This window comes from Solimonas terrae, assembly GCF_011067135.1.
Classification (GTDB): Bacteria; Pseudomonadota; Gammaproteobacteria; order Nevskiales; family Nevskiaceae; genus Solimonas; species Solimonas terrae.
Genome location: NZ_JAAMOW010000008.1, coordinates 53690 through 72541, shown reverse-complemented (window position 1 = coordinate 72541; position 18852 = coordinate 53690). Strand labels below are relative to the sequence as shown.

18 protein-coding genes and 2 tRNA genes are annotated in these 18852 nt (G+C 65.0%); all 20 read right to left on the bottom strand.

Annotation, left to right across the window (positions count from 1 at the left end):
- Nucleotides 1-465: a ribosome maturation factor RimP gene (gene rimP / locus G7Y85_RS15325; RefSeq protein WP_166259087.1), complete on the bottom strand. Its 465-nt coding sequence runs from the start codon at nucleotides 463-465 to the stop codon at nucleotides 1-3.
- 92 nt (nucleotides 466-557) lie between these two features.
- Nucleotides 558-634 (bottom strand) — tRNA-Met (locus tag G7Y85_RS15320).
- Between the two features lie 127 nt (nucleotides 635-761).
- Nucleotides 762-846, bottom strand: a tRNA-Leu gene (locus G7Y85_RS15315).
- Nucleotides 847-901: 55 nt separating this feature from the next.
- Nucleotides 902-1270, bottom strand: a complete 369-nt coding sequence (secG, locus tag G7Y85_RS15310; RefSeq protein WP_166259083.1) for a preprotein translocase subunit SecG — start codon at nucleotides 1268-1270, stop codon at nucleotides 902-904.
- A gap of 7 nt (nucleotides 1271-1277) precedes the next feature.
- A complete protein-coding gene (tpiA, locus tag G7Y85_RS15305; protein ID WP_166259080.1) occupies nucleotides 1278-2048 on the bottom strand; it encodes a triose-phosphate isomerase in 771 nt (256 codons plus the stop codon).
- 48 nt (nucleotides 2049-2096) lie between these two features.
- A complete protein-coding gene (gene glmM / locus G7Y85_RS15300; RefSeq protein ID WP_166259076.1) occupies nucleotides 2097-3437 on the bottom strand; it encodes a phosphoglucosamine mutase in 1341 nt (446 codons plus the stop codon).
- A complete protein-coding gene (folP, locus tag G7Y85_RS15295) occupies nucleotides 3434-4273 on the bottom strand; it encodes a dihydropteroate synthase (protein ID WP_166259072.1) in 840 nt (279 codons plus the stop codon). The genes glmM and folP overlap by 4 nt, the downstream gene beginning before the upstream one ends.
- A 78-nt stretch (nucleotides 4274-4351) precedes the next feature.
- Nucleotides 4352-6286: an ATP-dependent zinc metalloprotease FtsH gene (gene ftsH, locus G7Y85_RS15290; protein WP_166259069.1), complete on the bottom strand. Its 1935-nt coding sequence runs from the start codon at nucleotides 6284-6286 to the stop codon at nucleotides 4352-4354.
- Nucleotides 6287-6322: 36 nt separating this feature from the next.
- The gene (gene rlmE / locus G7Y85_RS15285) at nucleotides 6323-6952 is read right to left on the bottom strand and encodes a 23S rRNA (uridine(2552)-2'-O)-methyltransferase RlmE (RefSeq protein ID WP_166259685.1); all 630 of its coding nucleotides are present in this window, start codon (nucleotides 6950-6952) and stop codon (nucleotides 6323-6325) included.
- 74 nt (nucleotides 6953-7026) lie between these two features.
- Nucleotides 7027-7503 carry a transcription elongation factor GreA gene (gene greA / locus G7Y85_RS15280; protein ID WP_166259066.1) on the bottom strand — a complete coding sequence of 159 codons (477 nt, stop codon included), beginning with the start codon at nucleotides 7501-7503 and terminating at the stop codon, nucleotides 7027-7029.
- A gap of 138 nt (nucleotides 7504-7641) precedes the next feature.
- Nucleotides 7642-10872 carry a carbamoyl-phosphate synthase large subunit gene (carB, locus tag G7Y85_RS15275; RefSeq protein WP_166259063.1) on the bottom strand — a complete coding sequence of 1077 codons (3231 nt, stop codon included), beginning with the start codon at nucleotides 10870-10872 and terminating at the stop codon, nucleotides 7642-7644.
- Between the two features lie 12 nt (nucleotides 10873-10884).
- Entirely contained in the window at nucleotides 10885-11529 is a 645-nt protein-coding gene (gene leuE / locus G7Y85_RS15270) for a leucine efflux protein LeuE (RefSeq protein ID WP_166259060.1), read from the bottom strand.
- Between the two features lie 2 nt (nucleotides 11530-11531).
- On the bottom strand, nucleotides 11532-12668 hold the full coding sequence (gene carA, locus G7Y85_RS15265) for a glutamine-hydrolyzing carbamoyl-phosphate synthase small subunit (RefSeq protein ID WP_166259057.1): 1137 nt from the start codon (nucleotides 12666-12668) through the stop codon (nucleotides 11532-11534).
- Between the two features lie 115 nt (nucleotides 12669-12783).
- Nucleotides 12784-14229, bottom strand: a complete 1446-nt coding sequence (locus G7Y85_RS15260) for a pyridoxal-phosphate dependent enzyme (protein WP_166259054.1) — start codon at nucleotides 14227-14229, stop codon at nucleotides 12784-12786.
- A 47-nt stretch (nucleotides 14230-14276) separates the two neighbouring features.
- Nucleotides 14277-15383 (bottom strand): PA0069 family radical SAM protein, encoded by a 1107-nt coding sequence (locus G7Y85_RS15255; RefSeq protein WP_366514984.1) that lies wholly within the window; start codon nucleotides 15381-15383, stop codon nucleotides 14277-14279.
- An 88-nt stretch (nucleotides 15384-15471) separates the two neighbouring features.
- Nucleotides 15472-15957 (bottom strand): GNAT family N-acetyltransferase, encoded by a 486-nt coding sequence (locus G7Y85_RS15250; protein ID WP_166259051.1) that lies wholly within the window; start codon nucleotides 15955-15957, stop codon nucleotides 15472-15474.
- Nucleotides 15958-15972: 15 nt separating this feature from the next.
- Nucleotides 15973-16761 (bottom strand): 4-hydroxy-tetrahydrodipicolinate reductase, encoded by a 789-nt coding sequence (dapB, locus tag G7Y85_RS15245; protein WP_194241206.1) that lies wholly within the window; start codon nucleotides 16759-16761, stop codon nucleotides 15973-15975.
- Between the two features lie 66 nt (nucleotides 16762-16827).
- On the bottom strand, nucleotides 16828-17772 hold the full coding sequence (locus tag G7Y85_RS15240; protein WP_166259048.1) for a DegV family protein: 945 nt from the start codon (nucleotides 17770-17772) through the stop codon (nucleotides 16828-16830).
- A 45-nt stretch (nucleotides 17773-17817) separates the two neighbouring features.
- Nucleotides 17818-18192 carry a MazG nucleotide pyrophosphohydrolase domain-containing protein gene (locus tag G7Y85_RS15235; protein WP_166259044.1) on the bottom strand — a complete coding sequence of 125 codons (375 nt, stop codon included), beginning with the start codon at nucleotides 18190-18192 and terminating at the stop codon, nucleotides 17818-17820.
- A complete protein-coding gene (locus G7Y85_RS15230; RefSeq protein WP_166259041.1) occupies nucleotides 18189-18812 on the bottom strand; it encodes a CoA pyrophosphatase in 624 nt (207 codons plus the stop codon). Before G7Y85_RS15230 ends, G7Y85_RS15235 begins: the two co-directional genes overlap by 4 nt.
- Nucleotides 18813-18852: the final 40 nt, after the last annotated feature.

Sequence of the window (18852 nt, the reverse complement as noted above, 5' to 3'; positions counted from 1 at the left end):
TCACTCCTGATCGTAATCCGGAACCAGCCGTGCCCTGTCGATCTCGGCCAGCGGAATTTCGGCAACACCTTCTTCAGTTTCGATGCGCACGACATCCTCGTCCGCACCGACAATCGCGCCAATGAAACGGCGCCGGCCATTGAGCGGCGCCATCAACTGCACGCGCGCCTGCTGACCGATGAAACGCTGGAAATGCGCCGGTTTCACCAGCGGCCGATCGAGGCCCGGCGACGACACTTCAAGACGGTACGCACTGCGGATCGGATCTTCGACATCGAGCACACCCGCAACTTCCTTGCTGACGCGCTCACAATCGTCGAGCGTGATGCCGGCGGCCGCGTCGATGTAAAGACGCAGCATCGCGTTCTTCGGGCTGGGGCTGTATTCGAGCAGCAGCAATTCGTAGCCGAGGCTCGCGATCACCGGCTCCAGCATTTGCTCCAGACGCTCCTGGACGGACGCCATGCACACTCCAAAAACAAAACTTCCGATACCGCAAGGTCCAAAAAAATCCAACAAAAAAGGCCCACGAAGGGGCCTTTTTCAAGCCAACATATTGGTAGCGGGGGCAGGATTCGAACCTACGACCTTCGGGTTATGAGCCCGACGAGCTGCCAGACTGCTCCACCCCGCACCGGGTAAGCAAAAACTATAGCAAATCAGGCGCATATCCGCAACCATCCTTGCTACTTGCTGCATTGAAAAACCGGCTTCGTTCCAGTTCTTCAATTCCAAAATCAGCTTGCAGCTCCCGCCTCATTTGGTGCCCACGGAGAGACTCGAACTCCCATGACTTTCGCCGCTACCACCTCAAGGTAGTGTGTCTACCAATTCCACCACGTGGGCATTCGGGGGGACCGCAACGGGGCGCGAATTCTAGCGCCTCGTTATCGATTTGTCTCTACTCCGGAACGGCCGGCGCCTTCTTTTCTTCAGCGGGCAATGCGCTGCTTGCCGGCGCCGGGTTGGTTTCGGCCGGCACCACCGGCGCGGGCGCCGCTGCGGCAGCCCGATCGACCACCGAATCACTGGCGCTGCGCTGTCCATGCACCAGATAGGCCAGCGCCAGACTGACGACGAAGAACACCGTTGCCAGCCACGCCGTCGACCGCGAAAGGAAGTTTGCCGACCCGCGCGAACCGAACACCGTGCCGGACGCCCCGCTGCCGAACGCCGCACCGGCGTCGGCGCCCTTGCCGTGCTGAATCAGGATCAGACCAACCAGCGACACCGCCACCAGGACCTGCACAATCACCAAAATCGTATACATGCTCGACTCACTGACACAGCGTCTGTGCGGCTGCACAGATCGCGAGAAATTCCGCCGCCTTCAGGGATGCGCCGCCGATCAGGCCGCCATCGACATCGGCATTGGCGAACAGCGACTCGGCGTTGTCGGCCTTGACGCTGCCACCGTAAAGAATGCGGGTTGAATTTGCGATTTTAGCATTCGCCCGGGCGAGCTGACCACGAATAAATGCGTGGGCCGCCTGCGCCTGCTCGCCGCTGGCGGTGCGCCCGGTGCCGATCGCCCACACCGGCTCGTAGGCGACGATCGCCGATTTGAACGCCTGGATGCCGGCGGCGTCGAGCACCGCCGCGAGCTGACGCGCGAGCACTGTCTCGGTCTGATTCGACTCACGCTCCGCGAGCGTTTCGCCCAGGCAGAGTATCGGCTGCAAACCGCAGGTCTGGGCAGTGATGAATTTCTGCGCCACCAGTGCATCGCTTTCGCCATACAGGGCACGGCGCTCGGAATGACCGACGATGACGTGCGAGCAGCCGACATCCTTGAGCATGCCCCCGTGGATCTCGCCGGTGAACGCACCGGGCTTTTCCTGCTCGCAGAGCGTCTGCCCGCCGAGCTGGACGCTGCTGCCGCTGAGCGCCGCGGCCACCGATTCGATGTACACGGCCGGCGGACAGATGACGATGTCGATCCCGGGGAAGCGCTTGGAATCGAAAGTGATGTCATGTACGAGCGCGGCGTTTGCATCACGCGCACCGTTCATCTTCCAGTTACCCGCGACCAGCTTGCGACGCGCCATCTTCTTGCTCCGTTTCTCGTTTCGCTTCGATAAAAAGACAGACTGATCTCAGTCAGCGGTTCCGCGGACGGCAGCCGCGAGCGACTCTGCAACAGCCTGCGTCAGCGCCATGTCATCAGCCTCGACCATGACACGAATCAAGGGCTCGGTCCCGGATGCCCGCAGCAGCACGCGGCCGCGCCGTCCGAGACGCACCCGCGCTTCGTCCTGCGCAGCCAGGACGCTCGATCGGGCGAGGATGTCGGCCGCCCGCGCCTGCACCGGCACATTGATCAGCACCTGCGGAAACAAGCGCAGACCGGACAGCATTTCGGGAAGACTCTTGCCTTGCGCGCGAAGCGCGGCCAGTACCTGCAACGCGCTGACCAGACCGTCGCCGGTCGTCGTCTTGTCGAGACAGATGATGTGGCCGGAGCCCTCGCCGCCCAGCATGCCGCCACTGGCCTGCAGCATTTCCATCACATGACGATCACCGACCTGCGCGCGCTGGAAGGCAATGCCGAGCGCATCGAACGCGCGTTCGACGCCGAGGTTGGACATCTGCGTGCCGACCACCGGCCCGCGCAGTTCGCCGTTGGCCTGTCGCCACTGCGCGATCACGTAGAGAATCTGGTCGCCGTCGATCGGCTCGCCGCGTTCGTCGACCATCAGGCAACGATCGGCGTCGCCGTCGAGCGCGATACCGAGTGCCGCGCCGCTGCGCAACACCGCTGCCTTCAGCGCATCGAGATGCGTGGACCCGCAAGCGGCATTGATATTGAGGCCGTTCGGATGATTGCCGATGACCGTGACGTCGGCACCCAGTTCCTCGAAGACCGCCGGGCCGACGCGATACGCCGCGCCGTTGGCGCAATCGAGTACCAGTTTCAGACCGTGCAGATTCTTCTCGCCGAACGTGCCCTTGCAGAATTCGATGTAGCGGCCGGCCGCATCGTCGATGCGCTTGGCGCGGCCGAGCTGGTCCGGTGCCACGCACTCCAGCGGCGCATCGATCAGTCGTTCGATCTCGAGTTCGATCTCGTCGCTGAGCTTGCGGCCGTCCGGCCCGAAGAACTTCACGCCATTGTCGTGGTGCGGATTGTGCGAGGCCGAAATCACCACCCCGGCCTGCGCCCGCAGCGCGCGCGTGAGATACGCGACGCCCGGCGTCGGCAAGGGCCCGAGCAGATCGGTTTCGACGCCGGCGGCGGCAAAGCCGGCTTCAAGCGCCGATTCGAACATGTAGCCCGAGCGCCGTGTGTCCTTGCCGACGACGACGCGCGCGCCCGGCAGACCGCGACCGAACACGCGGCCCGCCGCCCAACCCAGCTTGAGCGCGAATTCGGGCGTCATCGGCGACTGCCCGACCCGTCCACGCACTCCATCGGTTCCGAAATACTGCCGACTCACGCCATCCCCTGATTGATGCGCAGGGCCTGCGCGACGCGAACTGCATCGGCCGTTGCCCTGACGTCGTGGGTGCGCACTATAGCGACCCCTTGCCAGACGGCAATGGCCGTGGCGGCCAGTGTGCCGGGCAGGCGTTCGTTCGCTGGCCGCCCGAGCAGTTCGCCGAACAGCGATTTGCGCGAAATACCAAGCAGCAGCGGACAGGCCAGCGCCTGAAGGGGGCCCAGCGCACGCAGCAGATCGAGATTGTGATCGAGCCGCTTGCCGAAACCGATGCCGGGATCGATGCAAAGGTGGCGGCGGTCGATTCCCGCGGCTTCGCAGGCCGCGATCCGCGCGGCCAGAAAGGCCGCGACTTCGCGCGTCACGTCGTCGTAGTGCGGTGCGCGCTGCATGGTCCCGGGCCGGCCTTGCATGTGCATCAGGCAGACAGCGGCGCCGGCCTCGCGGGCGGCGTCCAGTGCGCCGTCCGCCTGCAGCGCCGAGACGTCGTTGATCATTTCCGCGCCGGCTGCGCAGGCCGCGCGCATCACCGCCGGTTTCATGGTGTCGACCGAGATCACGACCTGCGATTCGCGGCGCAGGGCGGCGATCAACGGCACCACGCGCGCTATCTCCTCGGTCTCGCCGACCGCCACCGCACCGGGTCGCGTCGACTCGCCTCCGATGTCGATGATCGCGGCACCGTCGGCAATCATCTGGCGCGCCTGCATCAACGCCGCGTCCGGATCGGCGCCGTGACCGTCGCCGGAGAAAGAATCGGGCGTGCAGTTGACGATGCCCATCACCAGCGGCGCATCAAGCGACAGAATACGCTGCGGCAATTTCAGCTGCATGGTGGGCGACGTGGCGGGACAACGCGAAAACGGGGACGGCGTGAAACGACAAGGCCGGCGCGGGGCCGGCCTTGTGGATCAGGTCTGCTGGCTCGCCGGTTTCGGCGTCGGCTGCGGCGACAAGCCACCGAGCGGCTGTGGCGCGGTCGGCCCGCTGCCGCCACTCGGACGCGAACTGTCGTCGTTCCAGCTCTCCGGCGCACCCGGCTCCTGACCGGCAAAGATGCGCTTGATCTGCTCGGTGTCGATCGTTTCGTACTTGATCAGCGCCGCCGCCATCGCATGGAGCTTGTCGAGATTGCCGACGATGATGCTCTTGGCCGACGCGTAGTTCTTCTCGATGATCTTGCGCACTTCCTCGTCGATCGTGTGCGCGGTTTCGTCCGAGACGCTCTTGGTCTGCGTCACCGACTTGCCCAGGAAGACTTCGCTGTTGTCGTCCGAGTAGGCCAGTGGCCCGAGCTTGTCGGACAAACCCCACTTGGTGACCATGTTGCGGGCAATTTCGGTCGCACGTTCGATGTCGTTGCTGGCACCGGTCGTGACCTTCTCGGGCCCGAAGATCACTTCCTCGGCAATGCGACCGCCGAACAGCGAACAGATCGAAGAATTCAGCCGCTGCTTGGTGTAGCTGTAGCGGTCCTCTTCCGGCAGGAACATCGTCACGCCCAGCGCACGGCCGCGCGGAATGATCGTCACCTTGTAGACCGGATCGTGTTCCGGCACCGACAGGCCGACGATCGCATGGCCGGCCTCGTGGTAGGCGGTGAGTTTCTTCTCGTTCTCGGACATCACCATCGAGCGCCGCTCGGCGCCCATCATGATCTTGTCCTTGGCGCGCTCGAAATCGTCGTGATCGACCAGACGCTTGCTGGCGCGTGCAGCGAACAGCGCCGCCTCGTTGACCAGATTGGCAAGATCGGCGCCGGAGAACCCGGGCGTCGCGCGCGCGATGATTTCGGCCTTGACGTTGTCCGCCAGCGGCACCGCGCGCATGTGAACTTTCAGGATCTGTTCGCGGCCGCGCACGTCCGGCAACGGCACAACGACCTGACGGTCGAAACGACCCGGGCGCAGGAGTGCCGGATCGAGCACGTCCGGTCGGTTGGTGGCGGCGATGACGATCACGCCTTCGCTGCCCTCGAAGCCGTCCATTTCCACCAGCAACTGGTTCAGGGTCTGCTCGCGCTCGTCATGGCCACCGCCGAGACCGGCGCCGCGATGACGACCGACCGCGTCGATTTCGTCGATGAAGATGATGCACGGCGCGTGCTTCTTGGCCTGCTCGAACATGTCGCGCACGCGCGAGGCGCCGACGCCGACGAACATCTCGACGAAATCCGAACCGGAGATCGTGAAGAACGGCACACCCGCCTCGCCGGCGATCGCCTTGGCGAGCAGCGTCTTGCCGGTGCCCGGCGAGCCGACCATCAGCACGCCACGCGGGATCTTGCCGCCAAGCTTCTGGAATTTGCCGGGATCCTTGAGGAAGTCGACCAGTTCGGAGACTTCCTGCTTGGCTTCTTCGCAGCCGGCCACGTCGTTGAACGTGATCTTGACCTGATCGGCGCTGAGCATGCGCGCCCGCGACTTGCCGAACGACATGGCACCGCGACCGGCGCCGCCACCCTGCATCTGGCGCATGAAGTAGACCCAGACCGCGATCAGCAGCAGGATCGGGAAAGCATTGAACAGCAACTGCAGCAGGATCGGCGTTTCCTTGGGCAGCGAACCGCTGAACTTGACCTTGTTGTCGAGCAGCGTGCCGACCATCGCGCTGTTGTCGGTTTCCGGGCTGATGCTGACGAACGGCGTGCCGCCCTTCATCTCGCCACGGATGACCTGGCCGTCGATGGTCACTTCGCCGACGTTGCCGTCCTTCACCTGATCGATGAATTCCGAATAGGCGAGCGGCGACTGCGAACGCGAGTGCGACGAGAAGCTCTGGAACACCACCATCAGCACGACCAGGATGATGACCCACAGCAGGAGGTTTTTTGCCAGATCGTTCAACGTCGGGAGCCTGTCGGATTTATTGACGATTGCACATTACACCGCACGGAAGTTGCGCGCCAGCAAATAGACTTCGCGGGAACGCGGCCGTGAGGCCTTGGGTTTGCGGATCGTGACGGTCTCGAACGCCGCGCGCATTTCCTTCAGATAGGCGTCGAACCCGTCGCCCTGGAAGATCTTGACGATCAGCGTGCCGCGCGGCTTGAGATGGGCCTTGGCGAATTCCAGCGCCAGCTCGCAGAGATGGATGCTGCCGGCCTGATCGGCGACGTCGATGCCGCTGACGTTCGGCGCCATGTCGCTGAGCACGACATCCACCGACTGGTCGCCGATCCTGCTCTCCAGCTGCAGCAGGACCGCGTCCTCGCGAAAATCGCCGACGATGATGTCGACACCGGGAATCGGTTCGAACGGCAGGATGTCGAGTGCGAACAGCTGTCCCTTGGCGCCCAGCACCGGCCGCGCGTACTGGCTCCAGCCACCGGGCGCGGCACCGAGATCGACGACGATCTGGCCGGGCCGCAGGATGCGGTCCTTTTCCTGGATTTCCTTGAGCTTGAAAACGGCGCGCGAGCGGAAACCGAGGCGGCGAGCCTCCTGCACATAGGTGTCCGCCTCGTGCTCGGCGAGCCAGCGGGCGGAACTGGGGCGGCGTTTCTGCGTCATGTTGGCAAGCGACATGGCCGTTAACTGCGGCCGATTCCTTCTCGTTCAAGGCCCGGCGGCGCGGCGGCGCCGAATCACACGTAGCGGATGCTGACGATTTCGAACTCGCGCACACCCTGCGGCGTGACGACCTGGGTGACATCCCCCTCGCCGCGGCCGATCAGGGCCTTGGCGATCGGGCTGTTCAGGGAAATCCGGCCCGCCTTCACGTCCGCCTCGTCCTCGCCGACGATCTGCCAGGTCTGCTCGGCACCGCTGTCGGCGTCAGCCAGCTCGACGGTGGCGCCGAAGATCACCTTGCCGTTGGCGGCCACCTGCGTCGGATCGATGATCTGCGCGCTGCCCAGCTTGGCTTCGATTTCCTGGATACGGCCTTCATTGAAGCCGTGCTGTTCGCGCGCCGCGTGATATTCGGCGTTTTCCTTGAGATCGCCGTGCGCGCGCGCTTCCTCGATCGAGGCAATGATCTTCGGCCGCAGCTCGCTCTTGCGTTGACGGAGTTCTTCGCGCAGCTGTTCGGCGCCGCGCAGCGTCATGGGGGTCTTGTTCATGTTCTGGAGTCCCGGTTCTCGACGTGGACAAATAAAGCCTCGCGCCGACCCGAAAGCCGGCGAAAGTTTCAACGGGATGGCTAAAGATACCACTGCCGGGGGGCGGCGCCAAAACCGGCGCCGCGCCACCGGTGCCGATCAGCGCAGTCCGCTGTGCAGGGCCTGCAGGCGGTTGACGTCGACTTCGTCGAGATGATCCATCGCCACCGCGGCCGCCAGCGCACCGGCAATCGTCGTGAAATAGCAAACCTTGTGCTGGATCGCCGCACCGCGGATCGAGCGTGATTCCTCGATCGACTGCTTGCCTTCGGTGGTGTTGGCGATGAACTGGATTTCGCCGTTCTTGATCATGTCGACGCAGTGCGGCCGGCCTTCCTTGACCTTGTTGACACCTTCGCAGGCAATGCCAGCCTTGCGGATGATCGCTGCGGTCCCGTGCGTCGCCACCACCTTGAAGCCCTTGCCGGTGACCAGGCGTGCCAGCTCGACCGCCTTTTTCTTGTCCTGATCGCGTACGGAAATGAAGGTCGTACCCGAGCGCGGCACGGTCATGCCGGCCGCCAGCAGCGCCTTGTTGAACGCCTCGCCGAAATGCTTGCCGGTGCCCATGACCTCGCCGGTCGAGCGCATTTCCGGCCCGAGCAGCGGATCGACCCCCGGAAACTTGGCGAACGGGAACACCGATTCCTTGACCGAGTAGTACTTCGGCACGATCTCGCTGGTGACACCCTGGCTCTTCAGGCTCTGCCCCGCCATGCAGCGCGCGGCGATCTTCGCCAGCGGCCGACCGATCGCTTTCGACACGAACGGGCTCGTGCGGGAGGCGCGTGGATTGACTTCCAGCAGATAGACCTTGCCGTCCTGCACCGCGAACTGCGTGTTCATCAGGCCGACCACGTTCAGCGCCCTGGCCAGCTTGACGATCTGCGTGCGGATTTCCTCCAGCACTTTCTTCGGCAGCGAGTGCGCCGGCAGCGAGCAGGCTGAGTCGCCGGAATGCACGCCGGCCTCCTCGATATGCTCCATGATGCCGCCGATCACGACGTCCTTGCCGTCGGCCAGGGCATCGACGTCCACCTCGACTGCATTGTTGAGGAATCGGTCGAGCAGTACCGGTGAATCATTCGAAACCTGCACCGCTTCGCGCATGTAGCGCTTGAGGTCATCGTCGTCGTGAACGATTTCCATCGCACGGCCGCCGAGCACGTAGCTCGGCCGCACGACCAGCGGATAGCCGACCTTGGCCGCGACGTTCAGCGCCTGCTTCTCGGAAGTCGCGACGCCGTTCGGCGGTTGCAGCAGGCCGAGCTTCTCGACCAGTTTCTGGAAGCGCTCGCGGTCTTCGGCGAGGTCGATCGCGTCCGGCGTCGTGCCGATGATCGGCGCGCCGGCGGCTTCCAGCGCGCGCGCCAGCTTCAGCGGCGTCTGGCCGCCGAACTGCACGATCACGCCCCTGGGCTTTTCGAGGTCGATGATTTCCATCACGTCCTCGAAGGTGAGCGGCTCGAAGTACAGGCGATCGGAGGTGTCGTAGTCCGTCGACACGGTCTCCGGATTGCAGTTGACCATGATGGTCTCGTAGCCGTCCTCGCGCAGCGCCAGCGCGGCGTGCACGCAGCAGTAGTCGAACTCGATGCCCTGACCGATACGGTTCGGGCCACCGCCGAGGATCATGATCTTGTCGCGCGTGGTCGGCTGCGCCTCGCATTCCTCGTCGTAGCTCGAATACAGATACGCGGTCGAGGTCGGGAACTCGGCGGCGCAGGTGTCGACCCGCTTGTAGACCGGCCGCACGCCAAGCTTGTGGCGGGCACGGCGCACCGAGTCCTCCTTGACGCCGAGCAGCCTGGCGAGACGGCGATCGGAAAAGCCGAGCCGCTTGTAGCGCCGCAGATCGGCCGCTTCGAGCTTGCTGATCTTCTGCACCGCGATTTCGCCTTCGACGGCGATCAGCTCGGCGATCTGTTCGAGGAACCAGACGTCGATCTTGCTGAGCTTGAAGACATCCTCGACCGACAGCCCGGCGCGGAACGCATCGCCGACGTACCACAGCCGCTGACCGCGCGGGATCGCCAGCTCGGTGCGGATGCGGTTCATCGCCTCGTCGCTGTAGCCGCCCGCGGTGCGTTCGACGATCGGATCGAAGCCGTCGCTGCCGACTTCCAGCCCGCGCATCGCCTTGTGCAGCGACTCCTGGAAATTGCGGCCCATCGCCATCACCTCGCCGACCGACTTCATCTGCGTGGTCAGCCGCGAATCGGCCTGCGGGAATTTCTCGAACGTGAAGCGCGGAATCTTGGTGACGACGTAGTCGATGCTCGGTTCGAACGAGGCCGGCGTCGCGCCGCCGGTGATGTCGTTCTGCAACTCGTCGAGCGTGTAGCCGACCGCCAGCTTGGCGGCGATCTTGGCGATCGGAAAGCCGGTCGCCTTCGAGGCCAGTGCCGAACTGCGCGAAACGCGCGGGTTCATCTCGATGACGATGATGCGGCCGTTGTCCGGATTGATCGCGAACTGCACATTCGAGCCGCCGGTATCGACGCCGATCTTGCGCAACACCGCGATGCTCGCATTGCGCAGCAGCTGGTATTCCTTGTCGGTCAGCGTCTGCGCGGGTGCGACCGTGATCGAGTCGCCGGTATGCACGCCCATCGGGTCGAAGTTCTCGATCGAGCAGACGATGATGCAGTTGTCCTTGCGATCGCGGACGACTTCCATCTCGAACTCTTTCCAGCCGAGCAGCGACTCCTCGATCAGCACTTCGGTGGTCGGCGACAGATCGAGGCCGCGCAGCACGATCTCCTCGAACTCCTCGACGTTGTACGCAACGCCGCCGCCCGAGCCGCCGAGCGTGAAGCTCGGCCGGATGATCACCGGGAAGCCGATATCCTGCTGGATGCGCCGCGCCTCCTCCATCGTGTGCGCGACATCGGAGCGCGCCGAACCAAGACCGATTTCGGTCATCGCGTCGCGGAACTTGGACCGGTCTTCCGCCAGATCGATCGCGCGCTCGTTGGCGCCGATCAGCTCGCACTCGAATTTCTTCAGGACACCTTCGCGCGCCAGATCGAGCGCGCAGTTCAGCGCAGTCTGCCCGCCCATGGTCGGCAGCAGCGCGTCCGGCCGTTCTTTCTCGATGATCTTGGCGACCGACTGCCAGCGGATCGGCTCGATGTAGGTCGCGTCCGCCATCTCCGGGTCGGTCATGATGGTCGCCGGATTCGAGTTGACGAGAATGACGCGATAGCCTTCCTGGCGCAGCGCCTTGCAGGCCTGGGCGCCGGAGTAGTCGAACTCGCAGGCCTGACCGATGACGATCGGCCCGGCGCCGATGATCAGGATGCTGTTGAGGTCTGTACGTTTCGGCATCTTCGACTCGATTTAATGGATGGCGGCTGTTGCCAGCCGCGCACTGAAACTCAGGAACAGGGCCCCGACCCCGCCGGTCGCCCCGGCGCTCAAGCGCCGCCGCGCGCGAAACGCCGCGGCGAGGCGGTGCCCGAACAGGATCAGCGTGCTCAGATAGGTGAAGCTGGCGATCTGCGCGATCGTGCCGAGCACGGCGAACGACAGCGCCGGATGCGGATAGCCGCGATCGACGAACTGGATGAAGAACGACAGGAAGAACAGGATCGCCTTCGGATTGAGCAGGCTGATCGTCAGCGCGCGGTGAAACGGATCGCGGGTCGAGACCATCGGCGCGAGCGGCGCTGCGTCCGGATCGCGACGCCAGCCCAGCCAGGCACTGCGCAGCATGTTGATGCCCAGCCAGGCGAGATATGCAGCGCCCGCCCACTTCAGCGCGAAAAACAGCGACGGGTAGGCGCGCAGCAGCGACGCGACTCCGGCGGACGCCAGCACCATCAGCACCAGATCACCGACGAAGACGCCCAGCGCCGCGCGATAGCCACGGCGCACGCCGTCACGCGCGGCCACGCTGAGCACGAACATCGAATTCGGTCCAGGCAGCAGCACGATGACCACCACGCCGATGATGTACGTGGTGATGTCGGTAATGCCGAACATGTCTACCGCGCTTCCGCCATCAGGCGCACGAAGCGATCGAACAGTTCGCCGACGTCATGCGGGCCGGGGCTGGCTTCCGGGTGGCCCTGGAAACTGAAGGCCGGCGCATCGGTGACGCGCAGCCCCTGATTGGAGCCGTCGAACAGCGAGCGGTGCGTGGCGACCGCGTTGGCCGGCAGCGTCGTCTCATCAACCGCGAAGCCGTGATTCTGGCTGGTGATCATCACGCGCCCGGACTCGAGATCCTGGACCGGATGGTTGGCACCGTGATGACCCAGCTTCATCTTCAAGGTCCTGGCGCCAAGCGCCAGGCCGAGAATCTGATGGCCCAGGCAGATGCCGAACAGCGGCATCTTCGCGGCGAGGAACTCGCGCGCGGCACGGATCGCATAGGTGCAGGGCTCCGGGTCGCCGGGGCCATTGGTCAGCATCACGCCATCCGGCTTGAGCTTGAACACCTCGGCCGCGGTGGTTTTGGCCGGCACCACCGTCACCCGGCAGTCGCGGTCGACCAGCAGGCGCAGGATGTTGCGCTTGACGCCGAAGTCGTAGGCGACGACGTGGTAGCGGCCATCGCCGCGTTCGCTCTCGCGATTGGTTTCCAGCTCCCAGGAGCCGCGCGTCCAGGCATAAGGCTTGGCGACACTGACGACCTTCGCCAGATCCATGCCCTTGAGGCCCGGAAAGCCACGCGCCGCTTCGAGGGCCTTCTTCTCGCTGATCCGCGCGCCGGCGAGGATGCAGCCGTTCTGCGCGCCCTTGTCGCGCAGGATACGCGTCAGGCGGCGCGTGTCGATGCCGGCGATCGCGACGGTCTTGTTGGCCTTCAGATACTCGCGGAAGTCCTGGGTCGAGCGGAAGTTGCTGTGCCGCCGCGGCACTTCGCGCAACACCAGTCCGGCGATGTGGACCCGATCCGCCTCCATGTCCTCGACATTGGTGCCGACGTTGCCGATATGCGGATATGTAAGGGTGACGATCTGTTCGCGGTAGGACGGATCGGTCAGGATTTCCTGATAGCCGGTCATCGCAGTGTTGAAAACGACTTCGCCTACGGTCTGTCCGTCACTGCCAATGGAAACGCCCCGGAACACAGAACCATCAGCGAGGGCAAGCAGGGCCGGTTTGAAATCGGTCATAAGGCGGTCTATCCAGGTGGCGGACACGAAAACGGGGGCCGAAAGCCCCCGCTCCGAATCCGGCGCGAATTCTATACGACCTCGGCCCGCGGCAAAACCTTTTTGCGAATATTGCTCACAAGGGCACGCCCATCGCCTTGCCGATCTGCCAGATGTTCTTGTCGACATTCTCCGACATCATCACGATCACGGTCTGCTCCGGACTCATTTTCGCCGCTTCCTGACAGGCCCAGCCAAGTGCGAAAGCGGTCTGGATCGCCGGAATCACGCCTTCGTGCTTGCTGACATCGAACATTGCACGCTTGGCGGCACCGACCGATCCCTTGACGTACTCGACCCGTCCGCTGGCCTTCAGCCAGGCGTGCTCTCGGGTCGTGCGCGGGTAGTCCATGCCCTCCATGATCGCGGCCGCCCGCTGCTGCTCCTTGAGCGTCAACGGCTGCGTGATGCTGCCGCCCTTCTCCACCGCCGGTTCGAGTTCGTCCTGGCCTTCGACGCAGACCAGCCGAGTGCCGGGCGCACGCAGGAACGGCGGAAACAGACCGACGGCATCGGCATTGTCGCCGGCGCGCGCGACCAGCAGATCCGGGGCTTTCTTGCTGATGGCGTACAGCTGGCGTCGACACTCGCGGCCCGCGATCGAGGCCAGCTCCAGCGTCAGCATCGGATACGGATGCGGCGCGGCGTCCAGACCCATCACGAGGAAGCTGTCGGCGCTGTTGCGTGCCCAATGATCCCAGACCTCGTTGCGCACGCCGCCATCGCGCCTGCGCCCGAGGCCGCCTTCGTTGACGTGCGCGCCCATCAGCCACATCCGGAACACGCTGCCGGCCTGCAACTGCATCTGCTCGCTGTCCATGAAGATCTCGGCCTGCATGCCGAGCCGCGAGGCGACCGACGCGACGACCACACCGCTGCGGCCGGTCGGGCTGAACGCGACCAGGCTCTTCTTGCCCATGCGCTTGGCGAGCAGCGCCTGACCGAGCACCGCGGCAAGCAGATGTGCCGGTTGCGAGTTGATGTCCTCGCGCTTCAGGTAGATGCGGGCACCGCCGACGTGATCGGACAGCCGTCCGGCCAGCTGCAGCGACGACGGATGGCCCGCCGACTGGATCATCTCGTTGTCGAGTTCGGCAATGAAACGGGGGTCCTTGCGCACCGCCTCGTAGGCTTCGGCAATTTCCGCCAGCGGCTTGCGGAACCGTTCTTCCTCGCCGATGCGCGTGTAGGCAACCTTCGGCGAAATGGAACGCGAACCGATGAACTCGATCTTGTCGCCGATCACCGCCTCGGCGAACAAGGGGTCGCTGGCCGCGATCATCCGCCCCATGCTCAGCACCTTGCGCCATTCCTCGGATTGCGCCGCGTTGCGGATATGTGCGTGCATGTAGCGCGCCTGTTCGAGAAACGGCGCGATCTTGCGGGTCTCGTAGTAGAGCTCGGCGAGCCGCAGTCGCAGATCGAGCAATTCCGGTTGCCGCGTGACCTGTTGTACCAGCAGCTTCTCGAGATCGTCGTAGAACGCGCCGGAATCCTGACCCTTATCGTTATTGCCGGACACCTGGAAGTCCTTAAGCAGGCTTTCCGCGAGTATAGGGGCGTCTTCGCTCAGAGCGCCAAACGCAGCTGATCGCCGGCCGCCGCAGGCACCGTGAACGCATCGCAGCGCAGGCCCTGCAGGCCGGCCCCATCGAAACCGAGGCGCCGGCAGGCGATGCGGAAGCGCTGTTCGACGATCGCCGCGTACTGGCCTTCGCCCTTCATGCGGGAGCCGAAACGCGGATCATTGAGCTTGCCGCCGCGCATCTGCTCGACCAGACTCAGGACGTGCGCCGCCTTCAAGGGCGCATGCGTCTCCAGCCATTCACGGAACAGATCCTTCACCTCGTACGGCAGTCGCAGCATGATGTAGCTGGCGCGTCGAGCGCCGGCATCGCGCGCCGCGGCCAGCACCGACTCCATCTCGGCATCGTTGACGAACGGGATCACCGGCGAAAACAACACCATCGTCGGGATGCCGGCATCGCTGAGTCTGCGCAGGACCCGCAGGCGCGCGGCACCGGACGCGGCGCGCGGTTCCAGGGTGCGCTTCAGGGCCGGATCGAGCGTGGTGATCGACAGCGCGACATGCGCCAGACCGTCTTTCGCCAGATCCTGGAGCAGATCGATGTCGCGCTCGACCAGTGCACCCTTGGTGACGATCCCGACCGGGTGACGGAAACGCTGCATGACCTCGAGCAGACTGCGCGTGATCTTCAGTTCGCGCTCGATCGGCTGGTAGGGGTCGGTGCTGGCACCGAGCGAGATCACCGCGCAGCGATAACCGGGCTTGCGCAATTCGGCTTCCAGCAGCGCGGCGGCCTGCGGCTTGTAGTAGAGCTGCGTCTCGAAGTCGAGGCCGGAAGAGAGGTTGAGATACCCGTGACTGGGCCGTGCAAAGCAGTAGATGCAGCCATGCTCGCACCCGCGATAGGGGTTGATGGTTTGCGAGAACGGCAGATCGGGCGATTCGTTGCGGGCGATGATGCTGCGTGACTGATCGACGTGCAGGGTGGTCTTGAGCCGCTCCGGCTCGCCGCCCTCGTCCGCCGAATCCGCGCCGTCGGGGTACCAGCCGTCGTCTGCTGCTTCCGACCTGCGCAACTCGAAGCGGCCGGCCGGATTCGAAACGGCGCCGCGGCCCTTGATCACCGTCCTGTCCTGGTTGCTGCTCACTGCCGCTGTCCGTGTCTCGCCGGGTCGTGCCTGCCATTATGGACAGGCGCAGGCTCACAAACTGCACCCGGCAGCGCCGCCCGGACCCTCAGCCGCCGCCGGCCAGCGCCTGCAGGGCCGTGCCGCTGACGCGGTTGATGATCCATTCGCGCTTCATCTCCGCCCCCAGGCTTTCGTAGAAGCGGATCGCCGGTTCGTTCCAGTCCAGCACTGTCCATTCGTAGCGGCCGCAGCCGCGTTCGACGCCGATGCGCGCCACCGCTTTCAGCAGGCGTTTGCCGATGCCGGCGCCGCGATGCTCGGACCGCACGAACAGATCTTCGAGATAGATGCCGGGCCGGCCGAGGAAGCTCGAGAAATTGTGGAAGAACAACGCGAAGCCGACACCGGTACCGCCCGTCTCGGCAATCAGGGCTTCCGCATACGGCCGCGCGCCGAACAGATGCTCGCGCAGCGAGGCCTCGGTCGCGACCACTTCGTGCGCGAGCTTCTCGTAGTCGGCCAGGGCGCGCACCAGTGCCAGCAGCAGCGGCACGTCGTCCCGGGTCGCCGCGCGAATCGTGATGTCGGCCATTGGCGTCGACAGGTCCTAGCCGAGCACGTCGCGCATGCTGTAGAGGCCAGCGGGCCGGCTGGCGACCCAGGCCGCGGCACGCACGGCACCGTTGGCGAAGTTCATCCGGTTCGACGCCTTGTGCGTGATCTCGACGCGCTCGCCGTCGCCGAGAAACATCACCGTGTGATCGCCGACCACATCGCCGCCGCGGATCGCCTGGAAGCCGATCGTGGCGCGCCGGCGGGCGCCGGTATGCCCTTCGCGCGCGTACACGGCGCAGTCGGCGAGCTTGCGGCCGATACCACGTGCAACCGCCTCGCCCATCATCAATGCGGTGCCGCTGGGCGCGTCGACCTTGTGGCGGTGATGCGCTTCGACGATCTCGACATCGAAGTCGTCGCCGAGCGCACGCGCGGCGTCCTCGAGCAGCTTCAGACACAGATTGACGCCGAGGCTGAAGTTGCCGGCCATGACGATCGGAATCTGCCCGGCCGCAGCCTCGATCTGCGCCTTCTGCTCGGCGGTGAAGCCGGTCGTGCCGATCACCATCGCCTTGCGCGCGGCGACGCAGGCCGCCAACGCTGCCAGCGTGCCCTCAGGGCGCGTGAAGTCGATCGCGACGTCGAAGTGCATCGCCGCCGCCGCGATGTCGGAGCCGATCGCGATGCCGTCGGCGTTCAGCAGCTTGCCGATGTCGGCATGCCCGGCCCGCTCGAATGCTGCGCCGAAGGCGACCAGACCGGACGCAGCGACGGACGCGGCGACGGCCTGCCCCATGCGGCCGGTGGCGCCGAGAATCGCGATGCGGGGGATTGCGCTCATGGTGATCTGTCGGAAAAACGGGCGCATAGCTTAGCGGCGCCCGCCGCCGCACGCAGCGTCGCGGCCTCAGATGTCGACGTCGTGCGGCTCGGCCGCGAATGCCAGACCCAATGCGCCCTCGCCGACGTTGATGCCGCCGGTCACGCTCATCACGCTTTCGAGCACTTCGATGCCGTTCTCGCGGCAGGTCCGCAACAGCTCGCCATAGCCCGGCAGCTTGCGCAACTCGCCGAGTTCGCCGCCGTAGCAAAGGCCCAGCGTCGGCGTCAGCAACCCGCTGACGACGCGCTGCGCGGCATACGCGAACAGCCGCGAGCAGGCATCGTCGAAATGCCGCAGCTTGGCGACCGGCCCGGTTTCGTTGCGGTAACCACGAATGATCGGCTTGATGTCGAGCATGGTTCCGAGCGCGGCGCCGAACCAGCCGACACTGCGATCGCCCTTCTTCTGGCCACGCACGCGCAGGTAATGCAGATCGCGCGGCACCATGTAGCCGTAGGTGTTCTGCACGATCAGCTCGGCGCGTTCGCGGATCTTGTTGGGATTCTGCTGCCCGGCTTCGATCATGCGCACGACTTCGACCGTGCTGATCGCCTGCGCGACGAACAGGTTCTGCGTATCGATGACGCGCAGCGCGAACGGGCCGGCAATGCCGGCCTGTGCGCGGATCGGCTTGTAGCCGTTGAGAATCGCGAACGAAGCCTGGGTGGCGTTGGCGTTGATCGGGCTGCGGCTGCTCGCGATCGTCAGGCAGAACACGTAGTCGTAGTCGAGCACCAGCTTGCTCAGGAACACATCGCGGATCTGCTCGACCGAAAATGGCGACGAGCCGGCGTCGCCCTTGGCGCCGAGGTGTTCGCGATAGAAGCGCAAGGTCGTCTCGGCATCGCGCTGGTCGACCAGATCGTGGCCGTCGAGATGAATCGTGATCGGCAGTATCTGGATCCGGTGCCGCTCCAGATAGTCCATCGGCAAATCACAGGCCGAATCGACGACGACGCCTATGCGCATTGTTTGACTCCCCCACCGCGGCGCGGCCTTGGCGGCCGCCTGACCTTACCGGTCCTGTTCGGCACGCTTGGCGTCCTGCCAGCGTGCTTCCATTTCATCTAGGCGACGAGGATCGCCGATCGGCGACAGTCCGACAAGGTCGCTGCAGACATGCGCGAAGCGTCGGGCGAACTTGGCATTGGCGCCGGCAAGCGCCGCCTGCGCATCGACACCCAGGTGTCGCGCGAGATTGACCGCCATGAACAGCAGATCGCCCAGCTCGTCCTGGACGCGATCCGGACCTTCGGCGACCGCCTGCTGCAGCTCGTCGGTTTCCTCGGCGAGCTTGGCCCACAACTCGTCGAGCCGGCGCCAGTCGAAACCCAGCGCCGCCGCCTCGATCTGCAGGCGCAGGGCCTCGCGCAGCGGGTCCGCGTTCATGCCGACTCCATGCGGCCGGCCAGATCCCAGAGCATGCCGGCCGTCGCGCCCCAGACCCGATGTTGCTGCCACTGCAATTCGAAGAACGGCACATTGATGCCGTCGCGGCTGAGAATCTTGCGCACGAAGTTCCGGCGGCTGGCAAGGATCTCGAACGGCACCTCGAAGACTTCGGCGACTTCGTCGGCGTCGATCGCCAGCACCGGCTCGGCATCGACGATGCCGACCACCGGCGTGATGCGGAAACGGCTCAGCGTCGGATAGTCGTCGAGATAGCCGATGATCTCGACGGTCGCCGGATCGAGCCCGACTTCCTCCTGCGCCTCGCGCAGCGCGTTGTCGACGGCGGTGACGTCGGCGGCATCGCGGGCGCCGCCCGGGAACGCGATCTGCCCACCGTGCGAGCGCAGCTTCGCCGAGCGTACGGTCAGCAGCATCGACAGGCGCTCGCCGCGACGAATCAGCGGCAGCAATACCGCCGACGGCCGCAGATTGGCAAGCAAGGTGGCATCGAACAGTCGGCCGAGCATCTCCGGCATGCCCAGCGACACCATGGCTCGCGGCGTTTCGAGATGGGTATCGGCCAGCGCCGCGCGCAGGCGGCGTTCGAGTTCGCTCATCGGGCGGCGGGTTTCGGCCACATTCATGCGGGCAGTTTAA

Excerpts from the sequence above, each read along its gene's own strand:
- rimP (WP_166259087.1), bottom strand. The coding sequence starts at position 465 with ATGGCGTCCGTCCAGGAGCGTCTGGAGCAAATGCTGGAGCCGGTGATC.
- secG (WP_166259083.1), bottom strand. The coding sequence starts at position 1,270 with ATGTATACGATTTTGGTGATTGTGCAGGTCCTGGTGGCGGTGTCGCTG.
- tpiA (WP_166259080.1), bottom strand. The coding sequence starts at position 2,048 with ATGGCGCGTCGCAAGCTGGTCGCGGGTAACTGGAAGATGAACGGTGCG.
- folP (WP_166259072.1), bottom strand. The coding sequence starts at position 4,273 with ATGCAGCTGAAATTGCCGCAGCGTATTCTGTCGCTTGATGCGCCGCTG.
- rlmE (WP_166259685.1), bottom strand. The coding sequence starts at position 6,952 with ATGACGCAGAAACGCCGCCCCAGTTCCGCCCGCTGGCTCGCCGAGCAC.
- greA (WP_166259066.1), bottom strand. The coding sequence starts at position 7,503 with ATGAACAAGACCCCCATGACGCTGCGCGGCGCCGAACAGCTGCGCGAA.
- carB (WP_166259063.1), bottom strand. The coding sequence starts at position 10,872 with ATGCCGAAACGTACAGACCTCAACAGCATCCTGATCATCGGCGCCGGG.
- leuE (WP_166259060.1), bottom strand. The coding sequence starts at position 11,529 with ATGTTCGGCATTACCGACATCACCACGTACATCATCGGCGTGGTGGTC.
- carA (WP_166259057.1), bottom strand. The coding sequence starts at position 12,668 with ATGACCGATTTCAAACCGGCCCTGCTTGCCCTCGCTGATGGTTCTGTG.
- G7Y85_RS15250 (WP_166259051.1), bottom strand. The coding sequence starts at position 15,957 with ATGGCCGACATCACGATTCGCGCGGCGACCCGGGACGACGTGCCGCTG.
- dapB (WP_194241206.1), bottom strand. The coding sequence starts at position 16,761 with ATGAGCGCAATCCCCCGCATCGCGATTCTCGGCGCCACCGGCCGCATG.
- G7Y85_RS15240 (WP_166259048.1), bottom strand. The coding sequence starts at position 17,772 with ATGCGCATAGGCGTCGTCGTCGATTCGGCCTGTGATTTGCCGATGGAC.
- G7Y85_RS15235 (WP_166259044.1), bottom strand. The coding sequence starts at position 18,192 with ATGAACGCGGACCCGCTGCGCGAGGCCCTGCGCCTGCAGATCGAGGCG.
- G7Y85_RS15230 (WP_166259041.1), bottom strand. The coding sequence starts at position 18,812 with ATGAGCGAACTCGAACGCCGCCTGCGCGCGGCGCTGGCCGATACCCAT.